We start from the raw sequence: 18,821 nt of genomic DNA on the forward strand, positions 1-18,821 counted from the left end.
TTTCCTAAAAATCATGCCGTTATATCCATTCTTCATTAAGCAGTGACCTACCATTACGGAATTACCTAAGCGTGTGCTGTGTGTATAAATGTCAAAAAAAATCAGTGCAAAAAGCACGATAAAAACGGGGCGGATAAACCGCCCCGGAAGAGTGTTTGTCTCTTAGCTTTTGGTTTCTTTGCCGTATTCGTAGTTGTAGTAGTCGTAGCCATAACCGTAGACATTCGACGCTTTACGCACCACGGCGTTGAGGATGACGCCTTTGATCTCAATACCGTTCTGGGCAAAGCGACGGTAACTGACATCCAGCTCTTTGGTAGTGTTGGTCTCAAAACGCGCCACCATCAGAGACGTTCCGGCCAGCTTACCGATAATGGAAGCGTCGGTAACGGCCAGGATCGGTGGGGTATCAATCAACACCAGGTCATAGTTTTTACCCGCCCAATCCAGCAACTCGCTCATGCGGCGATGCATCAGCAGCTCCGATGGGTTAGGTGGCACCTGACCACGCGGCAGGAAATCAAAACCGTAAGCACCTTTCTGAATCATGGTCGGAGAGAACTCGCTCTTGCCGGACAACACGTTAGACAGGCCAACTTTGTTTTCCGCCCCCAGCAGTTCGTGGGTATAGCCGCGACGCATATCACCATCGATGAACAACACGCGTTGACCCGCTTTCGATACCAACGTTGCCAGGTTGGCACAGATAAAGGTTTTACCAATACCCGGGCTGGCACCGGTGATCATCAGAATGTTGTTCTTCGCTTCCATCATCGCGAAGTGCAGGCTGGTACGCAGGCTACGAATCGCTTCGATGGAGAGGTCAGTCGGGTTGCCCAACGCCAGCAGCGTATTGTGGGGGTCACTTTTCTCTTTGTGTCCACGCCGCGCCAGTGCTTCGGTATCCTTCTTACGCTGCCAGTCAGACAACGGCACGCTGGCATAAACGTTCATGCCCAGCTCTTCCAGCTGCTCCGGGTTTTCAATACCGTGATGGAACACCGCTTTCAGCAGAACAATGCCGACGGACAACACCAGACCCAGAATCAGGCTGGCGGCAATGATCAGCAATTTCTTCGGCGCGACTGGTGAGCCAGCGGTTTCTGCCGGGTCAATGATGCGCACATCACCAACGGTACTGGCTTTACTGATACCCAGCTCCTGCTGACGATTCAGCAGTTGCATGTAGATCTCCTGCCCTGCCTGCACGTCACGCGTCAGACGCAAAATCTCCTGCTGGGTCGCTGGCATCTGGGCAATTTTCTTGTTCAGATTGGCCTGCTCGTCTTCCAGCGTTTTGCGTTTTTCCAGCAGCGCGCGGTAAGTCGGGTGATCTTTGGTATACAGCTGCGACACTTCAGCTTCGCGGAAAGTCAGCTCGTTCAGCTGGCTCTGTACGCTGACGGAAGAATCCAGCGCCGATTTCGCTTCCAGTGACATATCTACCGATTCGTTCTCACGACGATAGGCATTCAGCTTGTCTTCCGCTTCATTCAGGTTATCGCGCACCATTGGCAGCTGATTGCGCAGGAAATCAAGGCTTTTCGCTGCCTGTTCCGATTTGCGCTCAACGTTCTGCAGCAGATAGTTGTTAACGATCTGATTCAGTACGCGACTGGCCTGATCCGGATCTTCGTGCTGGTATTCCAGACCCAGCACACCGGTGTCTTTCGCTTTATCAGCGACGGTCAGATTGCCCAGCACCGCTTTGATCGCCTGCAGATCGCTCAGCTTGGTGACATCAAAGCTGGTGCCGGCATCCGCTTCAATACCGCTCACCAGCATGGTGACTTCACCGTGCTGCTCCAGCTGACCTACGCGACCTTTAAACAGCTCGTCCCCATTACTGGTTACGGTGTAGGTCTGCGGACCGGTCACTTCCAGCTGCACGGTGCGTTTGTCGATTGAACGCGGGATTTCCAGACGCGTGATCGCGATCTGTGCCGGTTTGTTGCCCATCAGGCGCGACAGACCTTTACCGATGATCGGGAAATAGTTCTGCTGCACCACGGTATCCAGACCGAGATCGTCCACCGTTTTACCGATGACCATGCGCGATTCAAGAATCTGAATCTCGGTATCGGAAGCCGGTGTTGACGGCAGGATATCCTGCAGATCGTTCAGCACCGAGTTGGTGTTCTTCTGCTCGACCTGCACCATGGCATCCGCGCTATAGATCGGCGTGGCAAACAGTGTGTAGAGAGTCCCCACCAACATGAAGAAGGCGGTAACGGCAACAATGACCCACCGATGGTCAATGAGTTGTCCCACAAGATGCGCCAGATCCCATCCATTCGAATCCTCTTTCGGCGCTGTCATAACCTTGTTTTTTATATTCATGGATAATCCCAACTATCGGCTTAGTACGTTGACCCATTTCTGGGTAGCGTGTTCCAGTAACCCGTAAACCTCTTCAAAGGCCTCACGGCTTTTTTTGTACGGATCCGCGATTTCCTGTTGGTTGAGCCAGTGCCCAAGCAGCATGGTCTTCCCGCGCGCGGCTGGATCGATCCGATTTACCTGCTCAACATGACGCTTTTCCATCACCAGAATCAGGTCATAGTCACGGCACATTTCAGCCGTTAACTGCTGAGCATGATGGCCTGCCAGTGACACGCCATGTCTGGCAGCCACATCACTGGCAGTCTGATCTGCCGGGGAGCCACGCAGAGCACCCAGCCCCGCAGACGCTACCCGGGTTTCAGGTAAAGCGCGTTTGAACAAACGCTCCCCGGTCGGGGAGCGGCAAATGTTGCCGACACAGACGACTAACACGGAGCTAATCATGGTTAAACCTTAGTTATCCCATGTATGGAAACGCAGAGCTGCGGAGCTTGCATCGTCGATACCTACGATGGTTGGCAGCAGCGCGGAAATAACACGGTTCCAGCGGGTGAGCGGAGTGGAGGTGACATACACGATGTCGTACGGCTCCAGTTGGAATTCAGTACCCATCACCATTGATGCGGCATCTTTGGTATTCAACTGATAGATGTTGGCGATCTTGGTACGGTTGCTGCCACGAATAGGACGAATGACGAACACGCCGGTGGCATCTGCTGTGGTCTGATCCATGCCCTGAGCATTGCCCAGCGCTTCAGCCAGCGTCATGCCGCTGCGGTCCATTTTCAGCGTGGTTTGTTGCTTAACTTCACCCATAACGAAGATCTTCAGATCATCGTTACGTGGGACATACAGGATATCGCCCGGATACAGCAAGTGGTTCTGGCTCAGGTCGCCGTTTTGCATCAGCGCCTGCAACGAAATACGCTGTTCGCGGCCACCGTGCGTCAGCACCACGTTACGCCAGTCGGCATCCGCCGTCAGGCCACCTGCGGCGTTGACCGCATCCAGTACGGTAAGCGGTACGTTGGTGATCGCCTGCTGACCGGAGGTGGTGACCGAACCGCTGATATAGGTTTTTTGTGAACGGAAGGCTGCGACGTTCACATCCACCTGCGGGCTTTCGATGTACTGCGCCAGACGGCGCGCGATTTCGGCACGGATTTCCGTCACGGTTCGACCGGCAACACGCACCTTACCGATATAGGGATAGAAGATCGTACCATCCGCCTGCACCCAGTTACCGGTGTCGCTGGCACTGCGGTACTGACCCGCAGGGGTGGTCAATTCAGGGTGATCCCACACGGTGACGTTCAGTACATCACCAATGCCGACACGATATTCATAGCTCTGAATTTCGTTCTGCAACGCCGGGTTGGCCTGCGCCACCAGCGGTTTCGGACGCATCTGCTCAACCAGACGCGGTGTTAAAGGAAAGACGTTAACGTATTTGTCGATGTCAAAATTGCTGTCCTGCTGCTCAATGACATCTTTTCCGCTAGTGGAAAGGCGCTGACCTGGCTCGATCGTGCACCCGGAGAGAATAGTGGCCGATACCAGTAACGGTATCATTTTAATTTTCATTGTAATCATCTGGATCTTCGCTATCAGTTAATGATTGATAGAGGCGAAAACGCCGCTGTGTAAGCGTCTTGCAAAAATAAAGCCGACGGGTTAAACACCGAAACTGTGGGTCATTATCATTTGCTCCCTGGGTTTTATGTTGTCGCCGTGCCTTCGCTGTCTATCAATAAGCTCCGTCGCGTTTCAGCACTACGCCAATCGTCTTAAACAAAATCGCGATGTCGTTCCACAGCGACCAGTTTTTGACATACCACGAATCGAAATAGACGCGCGTTTCATAGTCAACGTCGTTACGACCGCTGACCTGCCACAATCCCGTCATGCCTGGTTTCGCCATCAGGTAATAATCGACATCACCGGCATAACGGCAGAGTTCATCTTCGATAACCGGACGCGGTCCCACCAGGCTCATATCGCCACGGACCACGTTCCACAGTTGCGGTAACTCATCCAGACTGGTTTTACGGATAAAGTGACCGACTTTGGTAATGCGGGGATCGTTCTTCAATTTGAAATCTTTGTCCCACTCGGCGCGCGCCACCGGATCGCTACGCAACACCTCTTCCAGCACCTCTTTGGAGTTGATCACCATCGAGCGGAATTTGAGACATTTGAACTTGCGACCATTCATACCGACACGTTCATGGCCGTATATCGGGTTGCCACCGTCACGTCCCACCAGGAAACCCAGCACCAGTAATGCCGGTGACAGCGCAATGATGATGCTGAGCGCGCCAACAACATCGAAGACACGTTTCAGACAACGCGACGTCCGCTTCGCCAGGTTGTTGTTAACTCGCAGGATCATCACTTCGTGGCTGAAGATATACGCCATATCGGTGCCGTAGAGCGGCACACCACGCAGCGTCGGGATAACGGAAACTGAGCGGCAGTTGTGCATAGCAAGCGTCTTCAGCCAGTTATCACGATGCTGGCTCTGCTCAAATTCCACCGCAACGATAAATTGCGTCTCAACGTTGGTGAGTTGCCACAATTCCTGCTCATTACGCAGCACCGGGACACCGGCAATACTGGCCTGTGGGCAACTGCCATCCACATCGAAAAAAGCAATCACATCAAATCCCATCACTTCTTCGCTTTGCAGTGCCTGCCAGGCTTCCTGGGCATTTTTGTTGCTGCCGATGATGATGGTCTGCTTTTTCCACATGCCGAAATGATTCAGGACGCGTTTTGACAGGGCCCGACCCAGCGGAATTAGGATTAATGCCAGAAGCCAGGTCAGTACCCAGACAAAACGCGACATCTGCCACTGCGACAGTGCGGTAATTGACAAATCGATGACAGAGAAAATAAGAATGGTACGAAAGATCTCTTTTAGCTCGAACCAGAAAGGCTTGCGATAGGTGAAATGTCGCAGGCGAACCCAGAACCAGCCAACACAAATAATCGACAGACAGATGTGTGTGGCGATTTTTAAATCGAGGTCTTTTTCAGAAATATCTGCCAGTGGGGAATTCGTGAGCGAATTAATCAGCGCCAGAGCAATAAACAACGCCGCGTTGAAACAAATTAAATCCGAGCACGCCAGTAAAATTTTAGTGAGGAGACTTTTATAGGTAAATTCGTTATCGCGCATAATTAACTCTTTATTTTATTTCCCTAATCCTTAATGCCACAAGACTGCGTAATAAATGAGCGATATAAAAAACTGTCACGAAAGCAGCAATCTGGGGGGTAAATCTTCGGCGCTCGTGCCAGTTTCTTTGCAGTCACACCCAGAAAATTATGATAAATACCAACAGATTAGTCCGAGTTCCTGTTGATACCCCTGCAAAGCAAATCCCCCGGAGAGAAAAGCACTTCGGACACGCTACCGCCCTTGGCTGTCGCTGCCAATACCGCTTTACTCACCCTATTTCCTGTCTGCGAACGACCTTTAAAGCCATGACAATAACTGGCCTTAACCTGGGCACGATCACATTTCTCAACATTAAGAAGCTAAACAGCGCGCTATTAACAACATAAGCGCAGACATTTACTAACACGTTGCTATACTAGTTATTACTGGCTTCTTTACAAGTAGACCCCGTGTTCCCTGCTCTATTTTAGGAAAAAGACTACCAGTCATTAGTATTGATGCCATCCCTTTCAGGCCATTCCCACGCAAAAATCAGAATAATTCGATACTCACCCTCTGCACATTTCGCATTAAAAATGCACGCCATCGTCTGACGAAAAAAATTAATAGCGGGAATATCAGGCGTATGTTGTTTATCCATACATTCAACTTATCTGTACAAAAACCCGTTTAGGAATATTCCTTATTATCACGGGCAAGCGATGTAATACGTTGCTTAGGCGCTATTTGTTCCCTGTCTGAGAATTAACTATGATAAGACTAAGCTCATTCTCAGACATTCAGGTGATGAAAGCATGTTGGCGTGGATCACTGATCCCTCGCTCTGGGCCGGATTAGTCACGCTAATCGTTCTTGAGCTGGTGCTGGGCATTGATAATCTGGTTTTCATTGCCATTCTGGTGGAAAAATTACCCTCGGCGGTGCGCGATCGCGCCCGTGTGATCGGTCTGCTGCTGGCGCTGGCATCGCGCCTGCTGCTGCTGGCGTCGCTTTCCTGGCTGGTTACCCTGACGCAACCCCTGTTTACCCTCTGGCAACATAGCTTCAGTGCGCGCGATTTGCTGCTGTTTGCGGGCGGCGTATTTCTGCTGTTTAAAGCCACCACCGAATTAAATGATCGGCTGGAAGGCAGTGACGAAGACGACGGTCAAACTAATAATGGTGCTAAATTCTGGCCTGTAGTGGCACAAATCGTGGTGCTGGATGCCATCTTCTCGCTGGATGCGGTGATCACCGCAGTGGGTATGGTGAATGAATTGCCGGTGATGATGACGGCAGTCACCATCGCTATCCTGCTGATGTTGCTGGCCAGTAAACCCCTCACGCGTTTCGTCAATGGCCATCCCACCATTGTCATTCTTTGCCTGAGCTTCCTGCTGATGATTGGCTTCAGCCTGGTGGCAGAAGGCCTTGGCTTTATCATCCCCAAGGGATACCTGTACGCCGCCATCGGCTTCTCAATCCTGATTGAAATCTTCAACCAGCTGGCGATATTTAACCGTCGCCGCTTTCTTTCTGCTGGCCGTCCGCTGCGTCAGCGCACTGCTGAGGCGGTGCTGCGTATTTTACGTGGTGAAGCGCAAAGTGCGGAGCTGGACGCCGACACCGCATCGCTCCTCGCAGATAGCGAGGAAGGCGCGCTGTTTAATCGCCAGGAGCGACGCATGATTGCGCGCGTACTGGGGCTGGGACAGCGACACATCAGCAGCATCATGACCTCACGCCATGACGTCGAACATATCGATTTGAGTGAAGACCCGGCAGAAATTATGGCGAAACTCGATCGCAATCAGCACACCCGCATCCTGATTACCGAAAAGGGCAATGAGCCACTGGGTGTGGTGCATGTTATTGATCTTATGCATCAGGCTTTGCATGTTAAATCACTCGATTTACGTTCGCTGGTTCGTCAGCCGCTGGTATTCCCCGAACGCCTCACGTTGTTGCAGGCTCTTGAGCAGTTTCGCCAGGCACGCACCCATTTTGCCTTTGTGGTCGATGAATTTGGTTCGGTGGAAGGGGTAGTCACGCTTAGCGATGTGATGGAAACCATTGCGGGCAATCTGCCTAATGAAGGCGAAGAGATTGATGCCCGCTATGACATTCAACCCAGCCCCGACGGCGGATGGATTGCTAACGGCCATATGCCGCTGGAAGATTTAGCGGTGTATGTCCACCTGCCACTGGATGAGAAGCGTAACTATCACACGCTGGCCGGTTTACTGATGGATAGCCTGCAACATGTGCCGCAGGAAGGGGAAGTTCTACAGGTGGGGGATTACCTGCTGCGGACGTTGCAGGTGGAAAATCATCGCGTGCAGAAGGTAGAGATTGTGCCGCTGGAACCTACCCCGTAGCGGCGCGATTTATCGCGCGCTTTGGGGTTGGAGCAGCGTAAAACATGCGCGATAAATCGCGCCGCTACATCACTGCTTATCTTTAGATGACTGCTGCCGGTCCAGCCATTGATCCAGGCGGCTTTTTGCTTCGCTCTGCAATTGCTGACGCAAAACCTGATCCACCGGCAGCGAATACTGCAAATTATCCCACTGACCGTACATACGCAGCGGGATAGTTTGCTCATTCATCACCGCAGCCAGCTTATCGTCACCTTTCCAGCCGCGCAGCATCATATTAATGGTGACATCCAGCTGACGAGTAGCGAGGTTAATATTGCCCTGGCTCTGCACGGCCAGATGGCTACTGCCGCCCTGCAAATCAGGCAGGACGATATTGCCATGATTCAGACTGATACGACCGCTCAACTGCTGGATATTCTGGTCGTCGCTGGCGTCGTTGGTGACGCGATTGCTGATACGATCGACGGCGCGACGCACCATCTGCTGCAAATTGATCTGCGCCAGTTGCAGGTTATTCGCGGTTAATTCCGCACTCCCCTGCCAGTTCTGTTTGGCATCTTCGATACTCAGACCGCTGCCGCTCAAATCCCCCTGCAACGACACCGTTCCCTGTAACGCTTCCGGCAGTTCAAATGCCTTCAGCAGCGGCGCAATCGCCACCTGTGACAGTTCCGGTTGCAGCGTCACCTCAGTGACCGGACGACGAATATCTACCGTTCCCGGTATCGAGAACTGCCCGTCACCCAGCTTGCCCTGTAACTGGCTGAGGGTCATCAGGCCTTCCTGATTGCTGGCGGCCAGTTGCAGATTGCTTAACGTCAACCCACGCCATACTGCTTTATCCGCGTTGAGGTTCAGTGACAGGTCCATCATATTCAGCGGCGAATCGCTGTTATCGCGTTCACGCGGCTCGGCGATCACCGGGGTGCGTATCACGCTGACATGTTGCGGGGTACCGCTATCACTGACCGGGGCACTGGCCATCAGATTATCGAGATTCAGCGTCGAGGCATGCAGTTTCAGCGCCAGCTGCTGCGGCAGAGAAAGACGTCCTTGTGCGCTGCCGTCAAGCGAACTGTCATTGGCGCTCAGTTGCATTTTATTCAAGGCAAACTGCTGACGGTCATTATTCCATTCGCCTTCGCCACTCAGCGTCCCTTTGATGCCCTGGGCCGGCAAATTGGCGCCATCCAGCGTGTAATCCAGCGCATCAATCTGACCACTCAAACGATGGGGATATTGCGCTGCATTAAGCTGCCCTTTGAGGCTGACCACAAGGTTACGCTGATTACGGGAAATACGGGTGCTGAGATCAATGCTGGCTTGCTTGCTGGCATCCTGACTCAGGTTGAGGTTCAGCGCACGGAAGTTGTATTCGTCACCGCCCTGCTGCTGCCAAATCAGCAGGCTATCGGCAAGGCGCAGCTTACCAATATCAAATGACCAGCCATTGTTGCTGGCAACCGGTTCGGCATCACGCGGCCCTACCGGTGCCCCCGTCGGCTTTTTCGCATCACTATCAGGCGTGACGCGGATGATGGCATTTTTCAGCATCACCTGGCTGACGCTCAGCTGATGAGAGAGTAGCGGCCAGAGATTAACGTCGAGACGCATATTTTCTGCGATGACCACCGGCTGACTGGCCCCCGGCGCAGTCAGGCTCATCCGGCCAGCCAGAATGCTCAGCTGCGGCCAGACATGCCAGCGTAGATCGCCACTGACCTGGAGCCGATAACCACTGCGTTGTTCCACCTGTTGTACCATGTAGGTACGAAAGTCGTTGGGATTCACCAGCAACACTAATGCTGTCATTCCCGCTACGACCACCACTAACAGGATGGCCAGCGTGGTTATCACTCTTCTCATTACATCCTCAATATCCGGCGATCAATCTTTGTCGATACGGCTGGCATCAGCACCTTGCTGGCCTCGATATTTAGCATCTTCACGACGGTTGTACGGACGCGCCGCCGGGCCGGAGAGCGGCTCAAAACTCAGGGCACCAATCAGCATGCCGGGGCGCAGTGCCAGCGGCAGCTTACCGGAATTATAAAACTCCAGCACGATGCGTCCCTGCCAGCCTGGGTCGATACGGTGTGCCGTGACATGTACCATCAAACCCAGACGGGCCAGTGATGAACGACCATCCAGCCAGCCAACCAGGTCATCCGGCAACGTCACTGACTCCAGCGTCACCGCCAGCGCCAGCTCGCCCGGATGCAGGAAGAACGCTTCCCCTTCCGGCAGCACAATTTCATCGCTCATTACGCGGTCCAGGGCAGCACTCACCTCATGCTTTGGACCACTGAGGTCGATAAATGCCGCGGTGTGGCCGCGAAAGGTGCGGAACTGATTGCCAAGACGCACATCAACCGTGGCACCATTAATACGCTCAACTGGCGGACGTGGCGAGATCGCCAGCTTACCGCTGTCCAGCCAGGTTTCTATATCGCGATCGCATAATCTCATCGCTGTGACTCCATGATTTAAGTGTAGCGAAAGGCTGCCGCTGTTGTGACAACCTCTGCGCGTCACGTCCATCCGGACGCGGTTTATTCGAAGAACTGATTAATTTTTGCCTTGAGGATATCAATGGCAATGCGGTTTTTCCCACCGCGCGGCACAATAATGTCGGCGTACTGCTTGGAGGGTTCGATAAACTGCAGGAACATCGGGCGAACCGTCTTCTGATACTGGCTCATCACTGAATCCATCGAACGGCCTCGCTCGTTAACATCACGTTTCATGCGACGCATCAGGCAGATATCCAGCGGGGTATCGACGAAAATGGAGAAATTCATTTCCTGACGCAGACGCGCATCAGTGAGCAGCAAAATCCCTTCAAGGATAATCACCTTCTTCGGCTTCAGGTGGATACACTCAGTGGTACGGGTGTGCTCAACATAGCTGTAAACCGGCAGTTCGATGTTCTGCCCCGCCTTCAGCGCCTGAAGATGTTGCAGCAGCAGGTCATGATCCATCGCACTCGGATGGTCATAATTGGTTTTCACCCTCTCTTCCATGGTGAGGTGGCTTTGATCTTTATAGTAGGCATCTTCCGGGATTACCCCGATATGCTCGTCACCGACCTGGTCACGGATTTCACGATAGAGCGTGCTGGCAATAAGACTTTTTCCGGATGCGGATGCACCTGCAATGCCAACGATCACGCACTGATGGGACTTGTCAGTCATACTTTTTTAAGACCTGATAACTGGAGCCTGTTGAAGTCGGAACTTCGACGGGCCGATAATGAGAGGGTTTGGTTGGCGGCAATTATAGGTATTTCACCGGTTTGATGCCAGAGAAATGCGGCCCGTGGCTTTTCAGATTATCCCCTTTTGCAGCAAGCCGCTTAATCGATACACTGTTCTTCTGCCAATATTGCGTGCAATGTTGTGCCTGACCGTGTGTAAGTCCAAAGGAGATGTATGAGCTGGAAAACCCTGACCTATTTCGGTGACAGTATGCTGCTGATCCCCACTGCGGTGATCATCGCACTGGTGCTGCCGTGGAAAAGCGACAACCGCCGTACCGTCTGGTATTGGCTGCTGGCGTTTGGTCTGGCTGGTTTGCTGGTCAGCATTTCTAAAATTATGTTTCTCGGCTTTGGCATTGGCAGCGCCCGGTTTAACTTCACGGGCTTTAGCGGCCACAGTGCCATGTCCTCCACGCTCTGGCCGGTGATGATGTGGCTGGTTTCCGGTCGCTGGTCCAGTTTCTGGCGTACAGTGACCATCAGTATTGGCTATCTGATCCCGATGATGGTCGGATTATCGCGCCTCGCGATCCATGCACATTCACCCAGCGAAGTGATCGCCGGTCTGGCGCTGGGTTTCACGCTCAGCAGCGCCTTCCTGCTCAGTCAGCGCGACACCGCGCTGAAAGCCTTTAGTCTGCCGCAGATGGGTGTGGCTTTTCTGGTGCCATTGTTGCTCGTCAGCCATGGCCGTGTCGCCACCACACAGCAATTCCTTGAGCGCTTCTCTGCCGACCTTGCCGGTCTGGACAAACCTTATACGCGTGCCGACCTCTTTCGTCAGTAACCTGGCTGGCCCTTTGTTAACAAAGGGCCAGCCAATCTATTGAATAAGGGGCAAAAGTGAATTGGCGGCAGACATCCGTACCAGATGTGCTAGCATGCCTGATAGAGAATGACTGGCGCATTTTTCGTCGTGTTGCGAATGCGCGCTGCTGGATTCGTGCATGACCCTCGACATATTGACCTCGCAGTATGGCTCTAAGAAATATTGGCTCAGCGCCCTCTATCTGGGGGTAATCGCGTTTCTGCTAACGCTGTTTTGTCTGGAGCTGATAATCATCAGCGGACGTATCTCGCCGCTGTGGTACTCCACCGCATTGATGACCATTGTGGTGTTTCGCGCTCCTGCACCGCGCGTGCCCCTTCTGTTGCTGGGCTGTCTGATTGGCACTGCGCTGGCCAATCTGCTGGTGATTGGTCCGGCAATCAGCAATCTCAAATTTGCCTTACTGAATCTGCTACAGGCGCTGATCGGTGGCATGATGCTGCGCGCGCTGCTTAACCGCAATGCACCACTGAATTCGCTGCTCGACTGGGGGCGTTACGTGGTGTGTGCCGGGCTGCTGGCACCGCTGGCAGGCGGAGTGATGGCGCTGTGGATCCTGCATGTTGATGGCAAAGCCACCCTACCCTTTTTCTCGACCTGGGTAGTTTCAGAGATCATCGGGATGCTGGCGCTGGGTCCGGTACTGCTGCTGTGGCCATTAGGCCAGCAGGAAAACCCGGTCGCGCGCCATCGCGGTCTGGAGACACTCTTTACCCTGGCCGTTACCCTGATCGCCAGTTATCTGAGCCTGCGCTATCTGCCATGGCCCTTCACCTTTATTGTGGTGATCCTGTTCTGGTGCGCAGTACGTCTGCCGAAATTCGAAGCCTTCTTACTTTTCCTGCTCAACTCCAGCTTTATTTCGTTGCTGCTGGCATTGGGTCTGGTCAATCTCGGCCATGAGGATCGCATGCTTGGGCAGACCGGAACCTGGCTCCCTTTCTTGCTGGTTCTGCTCCCCAGCCATGTGATGGCCCTGGTGATGGATGCCTTTCAGCGCGAGAAAAACCACATCTCCGAAAGCGAAACCCGCTTCCGTAATGCGATGGAATACTCCGCGATCGGCATGGCGCTGGTATCGCCGCAGGGCAGCTGGTTGCAGGTCAACCAATCGCTGTGTCGCACGCTGGGTTTCCCGGCTGATGAGTTGAAAAAACTCACCTTCCAGCAGATTACCCACCCGGACGACCTTGAAACCGACCTGCAGCAGCTGCAACGCCTGCTGAAGGGAGAAATCATGACGTACACCCTGGAGAAACGCTATTTCCGCAAGGATGGCGATATCGTCTGGGCGCGTCTGACGGTGTCGATGGTACGGGATACGCAGCAGCAGCCGCTGTACTTCATATCGCAGATTGTCGATATCTCCGAACTGAAGCAGAGCGAGCAGGTCAATCGTCGTCTGATGGAACGTATCACGCTGGCAAATGAAGCCGGGGGGATTGGCGTATGGGAGTGGAACCTGCTGACCGGTGAACTGATGTGGGATAAACGCATGTACGAGCTGTATGGTCTGGCTGCCCATGAAGTCCCGACCTACGACCTGTGGATGCAGCGCGTGCACCCTTCAGAGCAGGAGTACGCTGCGCTTACCGTTCAGGAAGCCATTGAGCGTCGCAGTGCGTTTCATATGGAATATCGTATCAACCTGCCGGATGGCATTCGTTATGTGCGCACAGAAGCTAACCGCATCCTCAGCCAGGATGGGCAAATCGAGCGCATGCTGGGCATCAGCCAGGATATCACCCATTTGCGTACCCTGAACGATGCGCTGTTCCAGGAAAAAGAACGCATGGCCATCACCCTCGATTCGATCGGTGAGGCGGTGATCAGTACCAATGACGAAATGCGTGTCACCTTTATGAACCCGGTAGCGGAAATGATGACCGGCTGGACCCAGGATGCGGCGGCGGGGCTGCCGATCTCTGAGTTACTCAATATTACGCGTGGAGCCAGTGGACCTCGTCTCGAAAATTTATTGCTGTGCCAGTTACCGGCGGAAAAAACCACCCCCGGCCTGGAAGAGGAACTGGTGCTGCATACCGCCGACGGTGGCGTGTTCGAAATCCATTACAGCATCACGCCGTTGAAAACCCTGACCGGCGAAAACATTGGCGCCGTGATGGTGATTCAGGACGTCAGCGAATCACGCAAAATGATGAAGCGCCTGAGCTACAGCGCCTCACACGATATGCTGACGCGTCTGCCCAATCGCCTCAGCTTTGAACAGCAACTCAAGCGTTTGCTGAGCGATGCCACGGTGCATCAGCATCAACACGTACTGGTGTTTATCGACCTCGATAAATTTAAAGCGGTGAATGATACCGCAGGCCATGCGGCCGGAGACGCGTTGTTGCGCGAGCTGGGTGAACTGATGCAGCATCATTTACGCAGCAGTGATTTCCTCGCCCGCCTCGGGGGTGATGAGTTTGGGCTGCTGCTGCCGGACTGCGAGGTGGACCAGGTGCGGGATGTGGTGCATCGTCTGGTCACGGCGGTCAATCAGTATCGCTTTATGTGGATGGAGAACGTCTACCAGGTTGGTGCCAGTGCGGGTATGACACAAATTGATGAACATAACTGCATCAGCAATCTGGTGATGTCGCAGGCGGATGTTGCCTGTTACAGCGCTAAACACGCCGGACGTGGTCAGTATCACGTTTATCAGGAAATACAGATGTAATCTGCCTTGCCTGCCCGCCTGAGCTGCGCTAAAGTCGCCCCCTTTTTTCAGGCATGGGGGAAATGATGTTTATCGGATTCGATTACGGCACAGCCAACTGTTCCATCGCAGTCAGCGATCGGGGCGAACCACGACTGCTTACGCTGGAGAATGGTCAGCGCCTGCTTCCCTCCATGATTTGTGCCCCGACCCGCGAAGCGATCAGCGAGTGGCTGTATCGCCATCACCAGGTACCGACCCCGGACAACGAAGGCCAGGCGTTGCTGCAACGCGCGTTACGCTTTAACCGCGAAGAAGATATCGATGTCACGCCGGGCAGCGTGCAATTCGGCCTCACGGCGTTGCAGAACTATATGGTTGATCCGGAAGAGGTGTGGTTTGTTAAATCACCCAAATCCTTTCTTGGAGCCAGCGGCCTGAAACCGCAACAGATTGCGCTGTTTGAAGATTTGGTGTGCGCCATGATGCTGCATATCCGTCAGCAGGGCGAAAGCCAGCTGGATCAACCGATTGAGCAGGCGGTGATTGGTCGTCCCATCAACTTCCAGGGTCTGGGTGGTGATGAGGCGAATGAACAGGCACAGGGCATTCTGCTGCGTGCGGCAAAACGCGCCGGATTCCGCGATGTCGAATTCCAGTTCGAGCCGGTCGCTGCGGGCCTCGATTTTGAAGCCACACTGAAAAAAGAAACCCGCGTGCTGGTAGTGGATATCGGCGGCGGCACCACCGACTGTTCGATGCTGCTGATGGGACCCGAATGGCGCAATAAAGCCGATCGTCGCGAGAGTTTACTTGGCCACAGCGGCTGCCGCGTCGGGGGTAACGATCTCGATATCATGCTGGCCTTTAAAACCCTGATGCCCTTGCTCGGCCTTGGTGGCAGCACGCAAAAAGGCATTGCCCTGCCCGCTCTGCCGTGGTGGAACGCGGTGGCGATTAACGATGTTCCAGCACAAAGCGAGTTCTACTCCGCCGCCTGCGGCAAGCTATTGCGTGATTTGATCCGCGATGCCCAGAACCCCGACCAGGTCACTCACCTGCTGAAAGTGTGGCAGCAAAAACTGAGTTATCGCCTGGTACGTGCGGCTGAGGAAAGCAAAATCGCCCTGTCCGAGCAGCCGATCACATCCGCCTCGCTGGCATTTATTGCCGCGCAGTTGCAGGCGGAAACCAGCACCAGCCAGCTGGAAGAGGCGATCAATCAGCCGCTGGAGCGGATTCTGGAGCAGGTTCACCTGGCGCTGGCAACCTGTGCCACCAAACCTGAAGTGATCTATCTGACCGGCGGCAGTGCGCGTTCGCCGATTCTGCGCGCGGCACTGCAACAGGCACTGCCGGATACCCCGATCGCCAGCGGCGATGATTTTGGCTCGGTGACCGCAGGACTGGCCCGCTGGGCTGAAGTTATGTTCGCCTGAGATAAAAAAAGGCGTCCCGCAGGACGCCTTCCACAACGTTTCTGATTAGAAACTGATATTTGCCGCGATACCACCAATAAACGCATCTTTCACTTCGCTCACTGCACCCGGCGCCGTGACATATTGCAGGTTCGGACGCAGCTGGAGCCATTTGGTCAGCTGAGCGTTGTAGTAGATTTCATAGTTGTATTCTGAACCATCCTGAATCGGCAGATAGGTCGGGCTGTTGTAGTCCGTCTCACCGTTAGCCGCATTCTGCTGGCGTAATGCTGTGGTGTAAGAGCTGTTGACGTGAATACGTGCCGCACCAATACCAATTTCATCGGCAGGACGCGCGTCAAACGGCCCTTTCCAGGTAAAGCTGATAGATTGATAGTTGTCGGTTTTCGAGGTTTTGTGGTCGTTCATTACCGCCTGAACGGTCACGCCAAGACCACGGCTGGCATCGCCACCCTGCGCAGTCAGCTGTTGTTGCAACAACACATAACCGCCGTAGGCATGCGCCTGATCCTGGTAACCACCGTTACGCCAGCTACCGTAGACATCGCCATCAACAGAAGAATAGTAATAACCGATGCGGTAGTTACCCGGCAGCTTGTCCGGACCAAAGGTCGGTTTCCAGCCCAATTCCACCGGCACCATGTTGCCTAAGGAATTGCCCATATCGAGACGGAAGCCATTGCCGGTATCGTAGTTTTTCGGGTTATCGTTGTAGAAGCCCACCTGGAAGAAGACTTCCGGGGTAATGTTAAATTTGATACGACCGCCCCACTGGGAAACAGGCCAGTTGTACCAACGATCGCCGCGCCAGTTACCGGCCTGGCCGCTGCCGAACGCCAGGTTCTGGAACTTGCTGTCAAAGTTGTCGAAGTCTTCACCCACCGTGACACGACCGGCTTTGATATCGACCACATCGTTAAATAATCCCTGACGTAACCAGAACTGCGTTAAACGCCAGGTCTGCCCACGGCCATACACTTCCTGCACAGAGGAGAGCATGCCGCTGCGCGGATCGCCCACCTGATCAGAAATGTTTTGGCCATTACGGTCGGTGATGGTCATCTGGAATTCAGCATCCTGCCAGTTGAGCAGTTTTTCCAGGTCTAAATTGACGCCAAACGCCCATTGGTCGCTGTAACGCATTGAGGTGTTTTTATCGTAACCGCCACCCAGGTTAGAAGCACTTTCCATGGTGTAGTTAACATCAAACTTAACGCCGTCATTCTCCAGTTGGGTTCGGTAACCGCCCCAGTCACCGAACATGTAGGGTGAATCGTAGCTGAATGCATCCGCTGCCACGGCAGAGGCACTCAGCAGAGCAAACATAATGGTTCCCGCGGCCAGACGGCCTGGAATGCGCTGCACTGCTTCTTTTCTGTTCATGATGATTATTCTTTTGTGAGTTTCTGGAAAGATCGAGCAGAGAATAGTGCTGGGGTTGGGGGCGTTTTTGCAAATATGTGCTCAGAGTTCCGTAGAGTGACAGTTTTTTAACGCAATTGTGACAGCGATCTATGAATGAAAATCTTTTGCCGAAAATGGCATTTTTTGACTGGAAAAAATAATCGGACAGTCCCGAATCTATCTTGTTGTTACGGCGCGATAAACCGCGCCGCTGCGATTCAATTATTAATCGGCTGCACTGGCGCGGGACAGTTCTTCAATCTCCTGCTTGCTGAGCGTCAGCTGTGTCGCTTTCACCAGCTCATCAATTTGCGCCAGAGAGGTCGCGCTCACAATCGGTGCGGTAATACTCGGGCGCGCAATCTGCCAGGCCAGCGCCACCTGGGTTGGCGAGGTATCATGCGAGTCAGCCACATCGTCCAGCGCTTCCAGAATACGCAGGCCACGCGGGTTGAGATATTTGGCGACCACGCCCTGCCCGCGTGCACTTTTGCTGGCATCCGCTGCTTTACGATATTTTCCACTGAGGAAGCCGCTCGCCAGTGAATAATAGTTAATCACGCCCAGGCCATGCTCCACCGCGACCTGTTCCAGGCCATTTTCGTAACCCTGGCGATCATAAAGGTTGTACTCCGGTTGCAGAGTTTCATATCGTGCTAATCCCTGCTGCTCGCTGATTTTCAGTGCTTCCTGCAAACGGTCGGCGCTGTAGTTAGAGGCACCGATGGCTCGGACCTTGCCCTCTTTGATCAGCGAATCAAACGCGGCCAGCGTCTCGGCCAGCGGGGTATCCTGATCGTCACGGTGTGCCTGATACAGGTCGATGTAGTCGGTTTGCAGACGGCGCAGCGAATCTTCTACCGCCTGGCGAATATATTGTGGCTTCAGGCCGGTTTTTTCCGGTGACAGCTCCATGCCCACTTTGGTCGCCAGTACGATGCTGTCGCGCTTGCCGCTTTTTTTCAGCCATTTACCGATGATGGTTTCGGACTCGCCGCCTTCATTACCGGGTACCCAGCGTGAATAAACGTCGGCGGTGTCGATGAACCACAATCCCTTCTCCACCAGCGCATCCAGCAGGGAAAACGAGGTCTTCTCATCAACGGTCCAGCCGAAGACGTTGCCTCCAAAAGTCAGAACCGGTACGGCAATACCACTGTCGCCAAGCTGGCGGGTAGATTGTTGACTCATTTTATTTCTCCTTAATTGAAACGAGACGGTATAGCTTCCGAGCTTAGCAAAGGGCCGAAACCAGCTGATGAAAAAATCCTGATAAATTCGTACAGAATATGAATAATTAGCAGGCTCAGAACGATATTCTTAATTCCTTCAATTTTTGCC

At 53.6% G+C, this 18,821-nt stretch carries 13 protein-coding genes; 4 read left to right on the plus strand and 9 right to left on the minus strand.

What is annotated here, in order from left to right; all coding sequences use genetic code 11:
• Positions 1 to 162 precede the first annotated feature (162 nt).
• The 4 genes from wzc to wbaP form a co-directional block, all read right to left on the minus strand.
• Positions 163 to 2,340: a tyrosine-protein kinase Wzc gene (wzc, locus tag HA50_RS12840; protein WP_084876002.1), complete on the minus strand. Its 2,178-nt coding sequence runs from the start codon at positions 2,338 to 2,340 to the stop codon at positions 163 to 165.
• A gap of 12 nt (positions 2,341 to 2,352) precedes the next feature.
• Positions 2,353 to 2,787, minus strand: coding sequence for an arsenate reductase/protein-tyrosine-phosphatase family protein (locus tag HA50_RS12845; protein ID WP_084876003.1), 435 nt, complete (start codon positions 2,785 to 2,787; stop codon positions 2,353 to 2,355).
• 9 nt (positions 2,788 to 2,796) lie between these two features.
• Positions 2,797 to 3,936 carry a polysaccharide export protein gene (locus HA50_RS12850; RefSeq protein WP_084876004.1) on the minus strand — a complete coding sequence of 380 codons (1,140 nt, stop codon included), beginning with the start codon at positions 3,934 to 3,936 and terminating at the stop codon, positions 2,797 to 2,799.
• Positions 3,937 to 4,090: 154 nt separating this feature from the next.
• Positions 4,091 to 5,524: an undecaprenyl-phosphate galactose phosphotransferase WbaP gene (wbaP, locus tag HA50_RS12855; RefSeq protein ID WP_084876005.1), complete on the minus strand. Its 1,434-nt coding sequence runs from the start codon at positions 5,522 to 5,524 to the stop codon at positions 4,091 to 4,093.
• 797 nt (positions 5,525 to 6,321) lie between these two features.
• Here wbaP and HA50_RS12860 point away from each other — a divergent pair.
• Positions 6,322 to 7,884: a TerC family protein gene (locus HA50_RS12860; RefSeq protein ID WP_084876006.1), complete on the plus strand. Its 1,563-nt coding sequence runs from the start codon at positions 6,322 to 6,324 to the stop codon at positions 7,882 to 7,884.
• Positions 7,885 to 7,953: 69 nt separating this feature from the next.
• On the opposite strand, the gene asmA is transcribed toward HA50_RS12860, so the two are convergent.
• From asmA to udk, 3 genes are all read right to left on the minus strand, one after another.
• Positions 7,954 to 9,753: an outer membrane assembly protein AsmA gene (asmA, locus tag HA50_RS12865; RefSeq protein WP_084876007.1), complete on the minus strand. Its 1,800-nt coding sequence runs from the start codon at positions 9,751 to 9,753 to the stop codon at positions 7,954 to 7,956.
• Between the two features lie 21 nt (positions 9,754 to 9,774).
• Positions 9,775 to 10,356 carry a dCTP deaminase gene (gene dcd, locus HA50_RS12870; RefSeq protein ID WP_013509754.1) on the minus strand — a complete coding sequence of 194 codons (582 nt, stop codon included), beginning with the start codon at positions 10,354 to 10,356 and terminating at the stop codon, positions 9,775 to 9,777.
• A gap of 83 nt (positions 10,357 to 10,439) precedes the next feature.
• Positions 10,440 to 11,081: a uridine kinase gene (gene udk / locus HA50_RS12875; protein WP_084876008.1), complete on the minus strand. Its 642-nt coding sequence runs from the start codon at positions 11,079 to 11,081 to the stop codon at positions 10,440 to 10,442.
• 237 nt (positions 11,082 to 11,318) lie between these two features.
• Between udk and HA50_RS12880 the strand changes: the two genes are divergently transcribed.
• The 3 genes from HA50_RS12880 to yegD all read left to right on the plus strand — a co-directional run bounded on the left by HA50_RS12880 (position 11,319) and on the right by yegD (position 16,076).
• The gene (locus HA50_RS12880) at positions 11,319 to 11,933 is read left to right on the plus strand and encodes a phosphatase PAP2 family protein (RefSeq protein WP_084876009.1); all 615 of its coding nucleotides are present in this window, start codon (positions 11,319 to 11,321) and stop codon (positions 11,931 to 11,933) included.
• A 160-nt stretch (positions 11,934 to 12,093) separates the two neighbouring features.
• Complete coding sequence (locus HA50_RS12885) at positions 12,094 to 14,658, plus strand: diguanylate cyclase (RefSeq protein WP_084876010.1); 2,565 nt, start codon at positions 12,094 to 12,096, stop codon at positions 14,656 to 14,658.
• Between the two features lie 65 nt (positions 14,659 to 14,723).
• Positions 14,724 to 16,076 carry a molecular chaperone gene (gene yegD / locus HA50_RS12890; protein WP_084878516.1) on the plus strand — a complete coding sequence of 451 codons (1,353 nt, stop codon included), beginning with the start codon at positions 14,724 to 14,726 and terminating at the stop codon, positions 16,074 to 16,076.
• Positions 16,077 to 16,121: 45 nt separating this feature from the next.
• On the opposite strand, the gene HA50_RS12895 is transcribed toward yegD, so the two are convergent.
• Positions 16,122 to 17,459 carry a carbohydrate porin gene (locus HA50_RS12895; protein ID WP_084876011.1) on the minus strand — a complete coding sequence of 446 codons (1,338 nt, stop codon included), beginning with the start codon at positions 17,457 to 17,459 and terminating at the stop codon, positions 16,122 to 16,124.
• Between the two features lie 246 nt (positions 17,460 to 17,705).
• On the minus strand, positions 17,706 to 18,671 hold the full coding sequence (locus tag HA50_RS12900; protein ID WP_084876012.1) for an aldo/keto reductase: 966 nt from the start codon (positions 18,669 to 18,671) through the stop codon (positions 17,706 to 17,708).
• Positions 18,672 to 18,821 lie beyond the last annotated feature (150 nt).

The sequence above is a fragment of the Pantoea cypripedii genome (assembly GCF_002095535.1).
Taxonomy (GTDB): Bacteria; Pseudomonadota; Gammaproteobacteria; order Enterobacterales; family Enterobacteriaceae; genus Pantoea; species Pantoea cypripedii.

Bases quoted from the DNA above. Each gene is read 5' to 3' on its own strand.
- wzc (WP_084876002.1), bottom strand. From the start codon at position 2,340: ATGAATATAAAAAACAAGGTTATGACAGCGCCGAAAGAGGATTCGAAT.
- HA50_RS12845 (WP_084876003.1), bottom strand. From the start codon at position 2,787: ATGATTAGCTCCGTGTTAGTCGTCTGTGTCGGCAACATTTGCCGCTCC.
- HA50_RS12850 (WP_084876004.1), bottom strand. From the start codon at position 3,936: ATGATTACAATGAAAATTAAAATGATACCGTTACTGGTATCGGCCACT.
- wbaP (WP_084876005.1), bottom strand. From the start codon at position 5,524: ATGCGCGATAACGAATTTACCTATAAAAGTCTCCTCACTAAAATTTTA.
- HA50_RS12860 (WP_084876006.1), top strand. From the start codon at position 6,322: ATGTTGGCGTGGATCACTGATCCCTCGCTCTGGGCCGGATTAGTCACG.
- asmA (WP_084876007.1), bottom strand. From the start codon at position 9,753: ATGAGAAGAGTGATAACCACGCTGGCCATCCTGTTAGTGGTGGTCGTA.
- dcd (WP_013509754.1), bottom strand. From the start codon at position 10,356: ATGAGATTATGCGATCGCGATATAGAAACCTGGCTGGACAGCGGTAAG.
- udk (WP_084876008.1), bottom strand. From the start codon at position 11,081: ATGACTGACAAGTCCCATCAGTGCGTGATCGTTGGCATTGCAGGTGCA.
- HA50_RS12880 (WP_084876009.1), top strand. From the start codon at position 11,319: ATGAGCTGGAAAACCCTGACCTATTTCGGTGACAGTATGCTGCTGATC.
- HA50_RS12885 (WP_084876010.1), top strand. From the start codon at position 12,094: ATGACCCTCGACATATTGACCTCGCAGTATGGCTCTAAGAAATATTGG.
- yegD (WP_084878516.1), top strand. From the start codon at position 14,724: ATGTTTATCGGATTCGATTACGGCACAGCCAACTGTTCCATCGCAGTC.
- HA50_RS12895 (WP_084876011.1), bottom strand. From the start codon at position 17,459: ATGAACAGAAAAGAAGCAGTGCAGCGCATTCCAGGCCGTCTGGCCGCG.
- HA50_RS12900 (WP_084876012.1), bottom strand. From the start codon at position 18,671: ATGAGTCAACAATCTACCCGCCAGCTTGGCGACAGTGGTATTGCCGTA.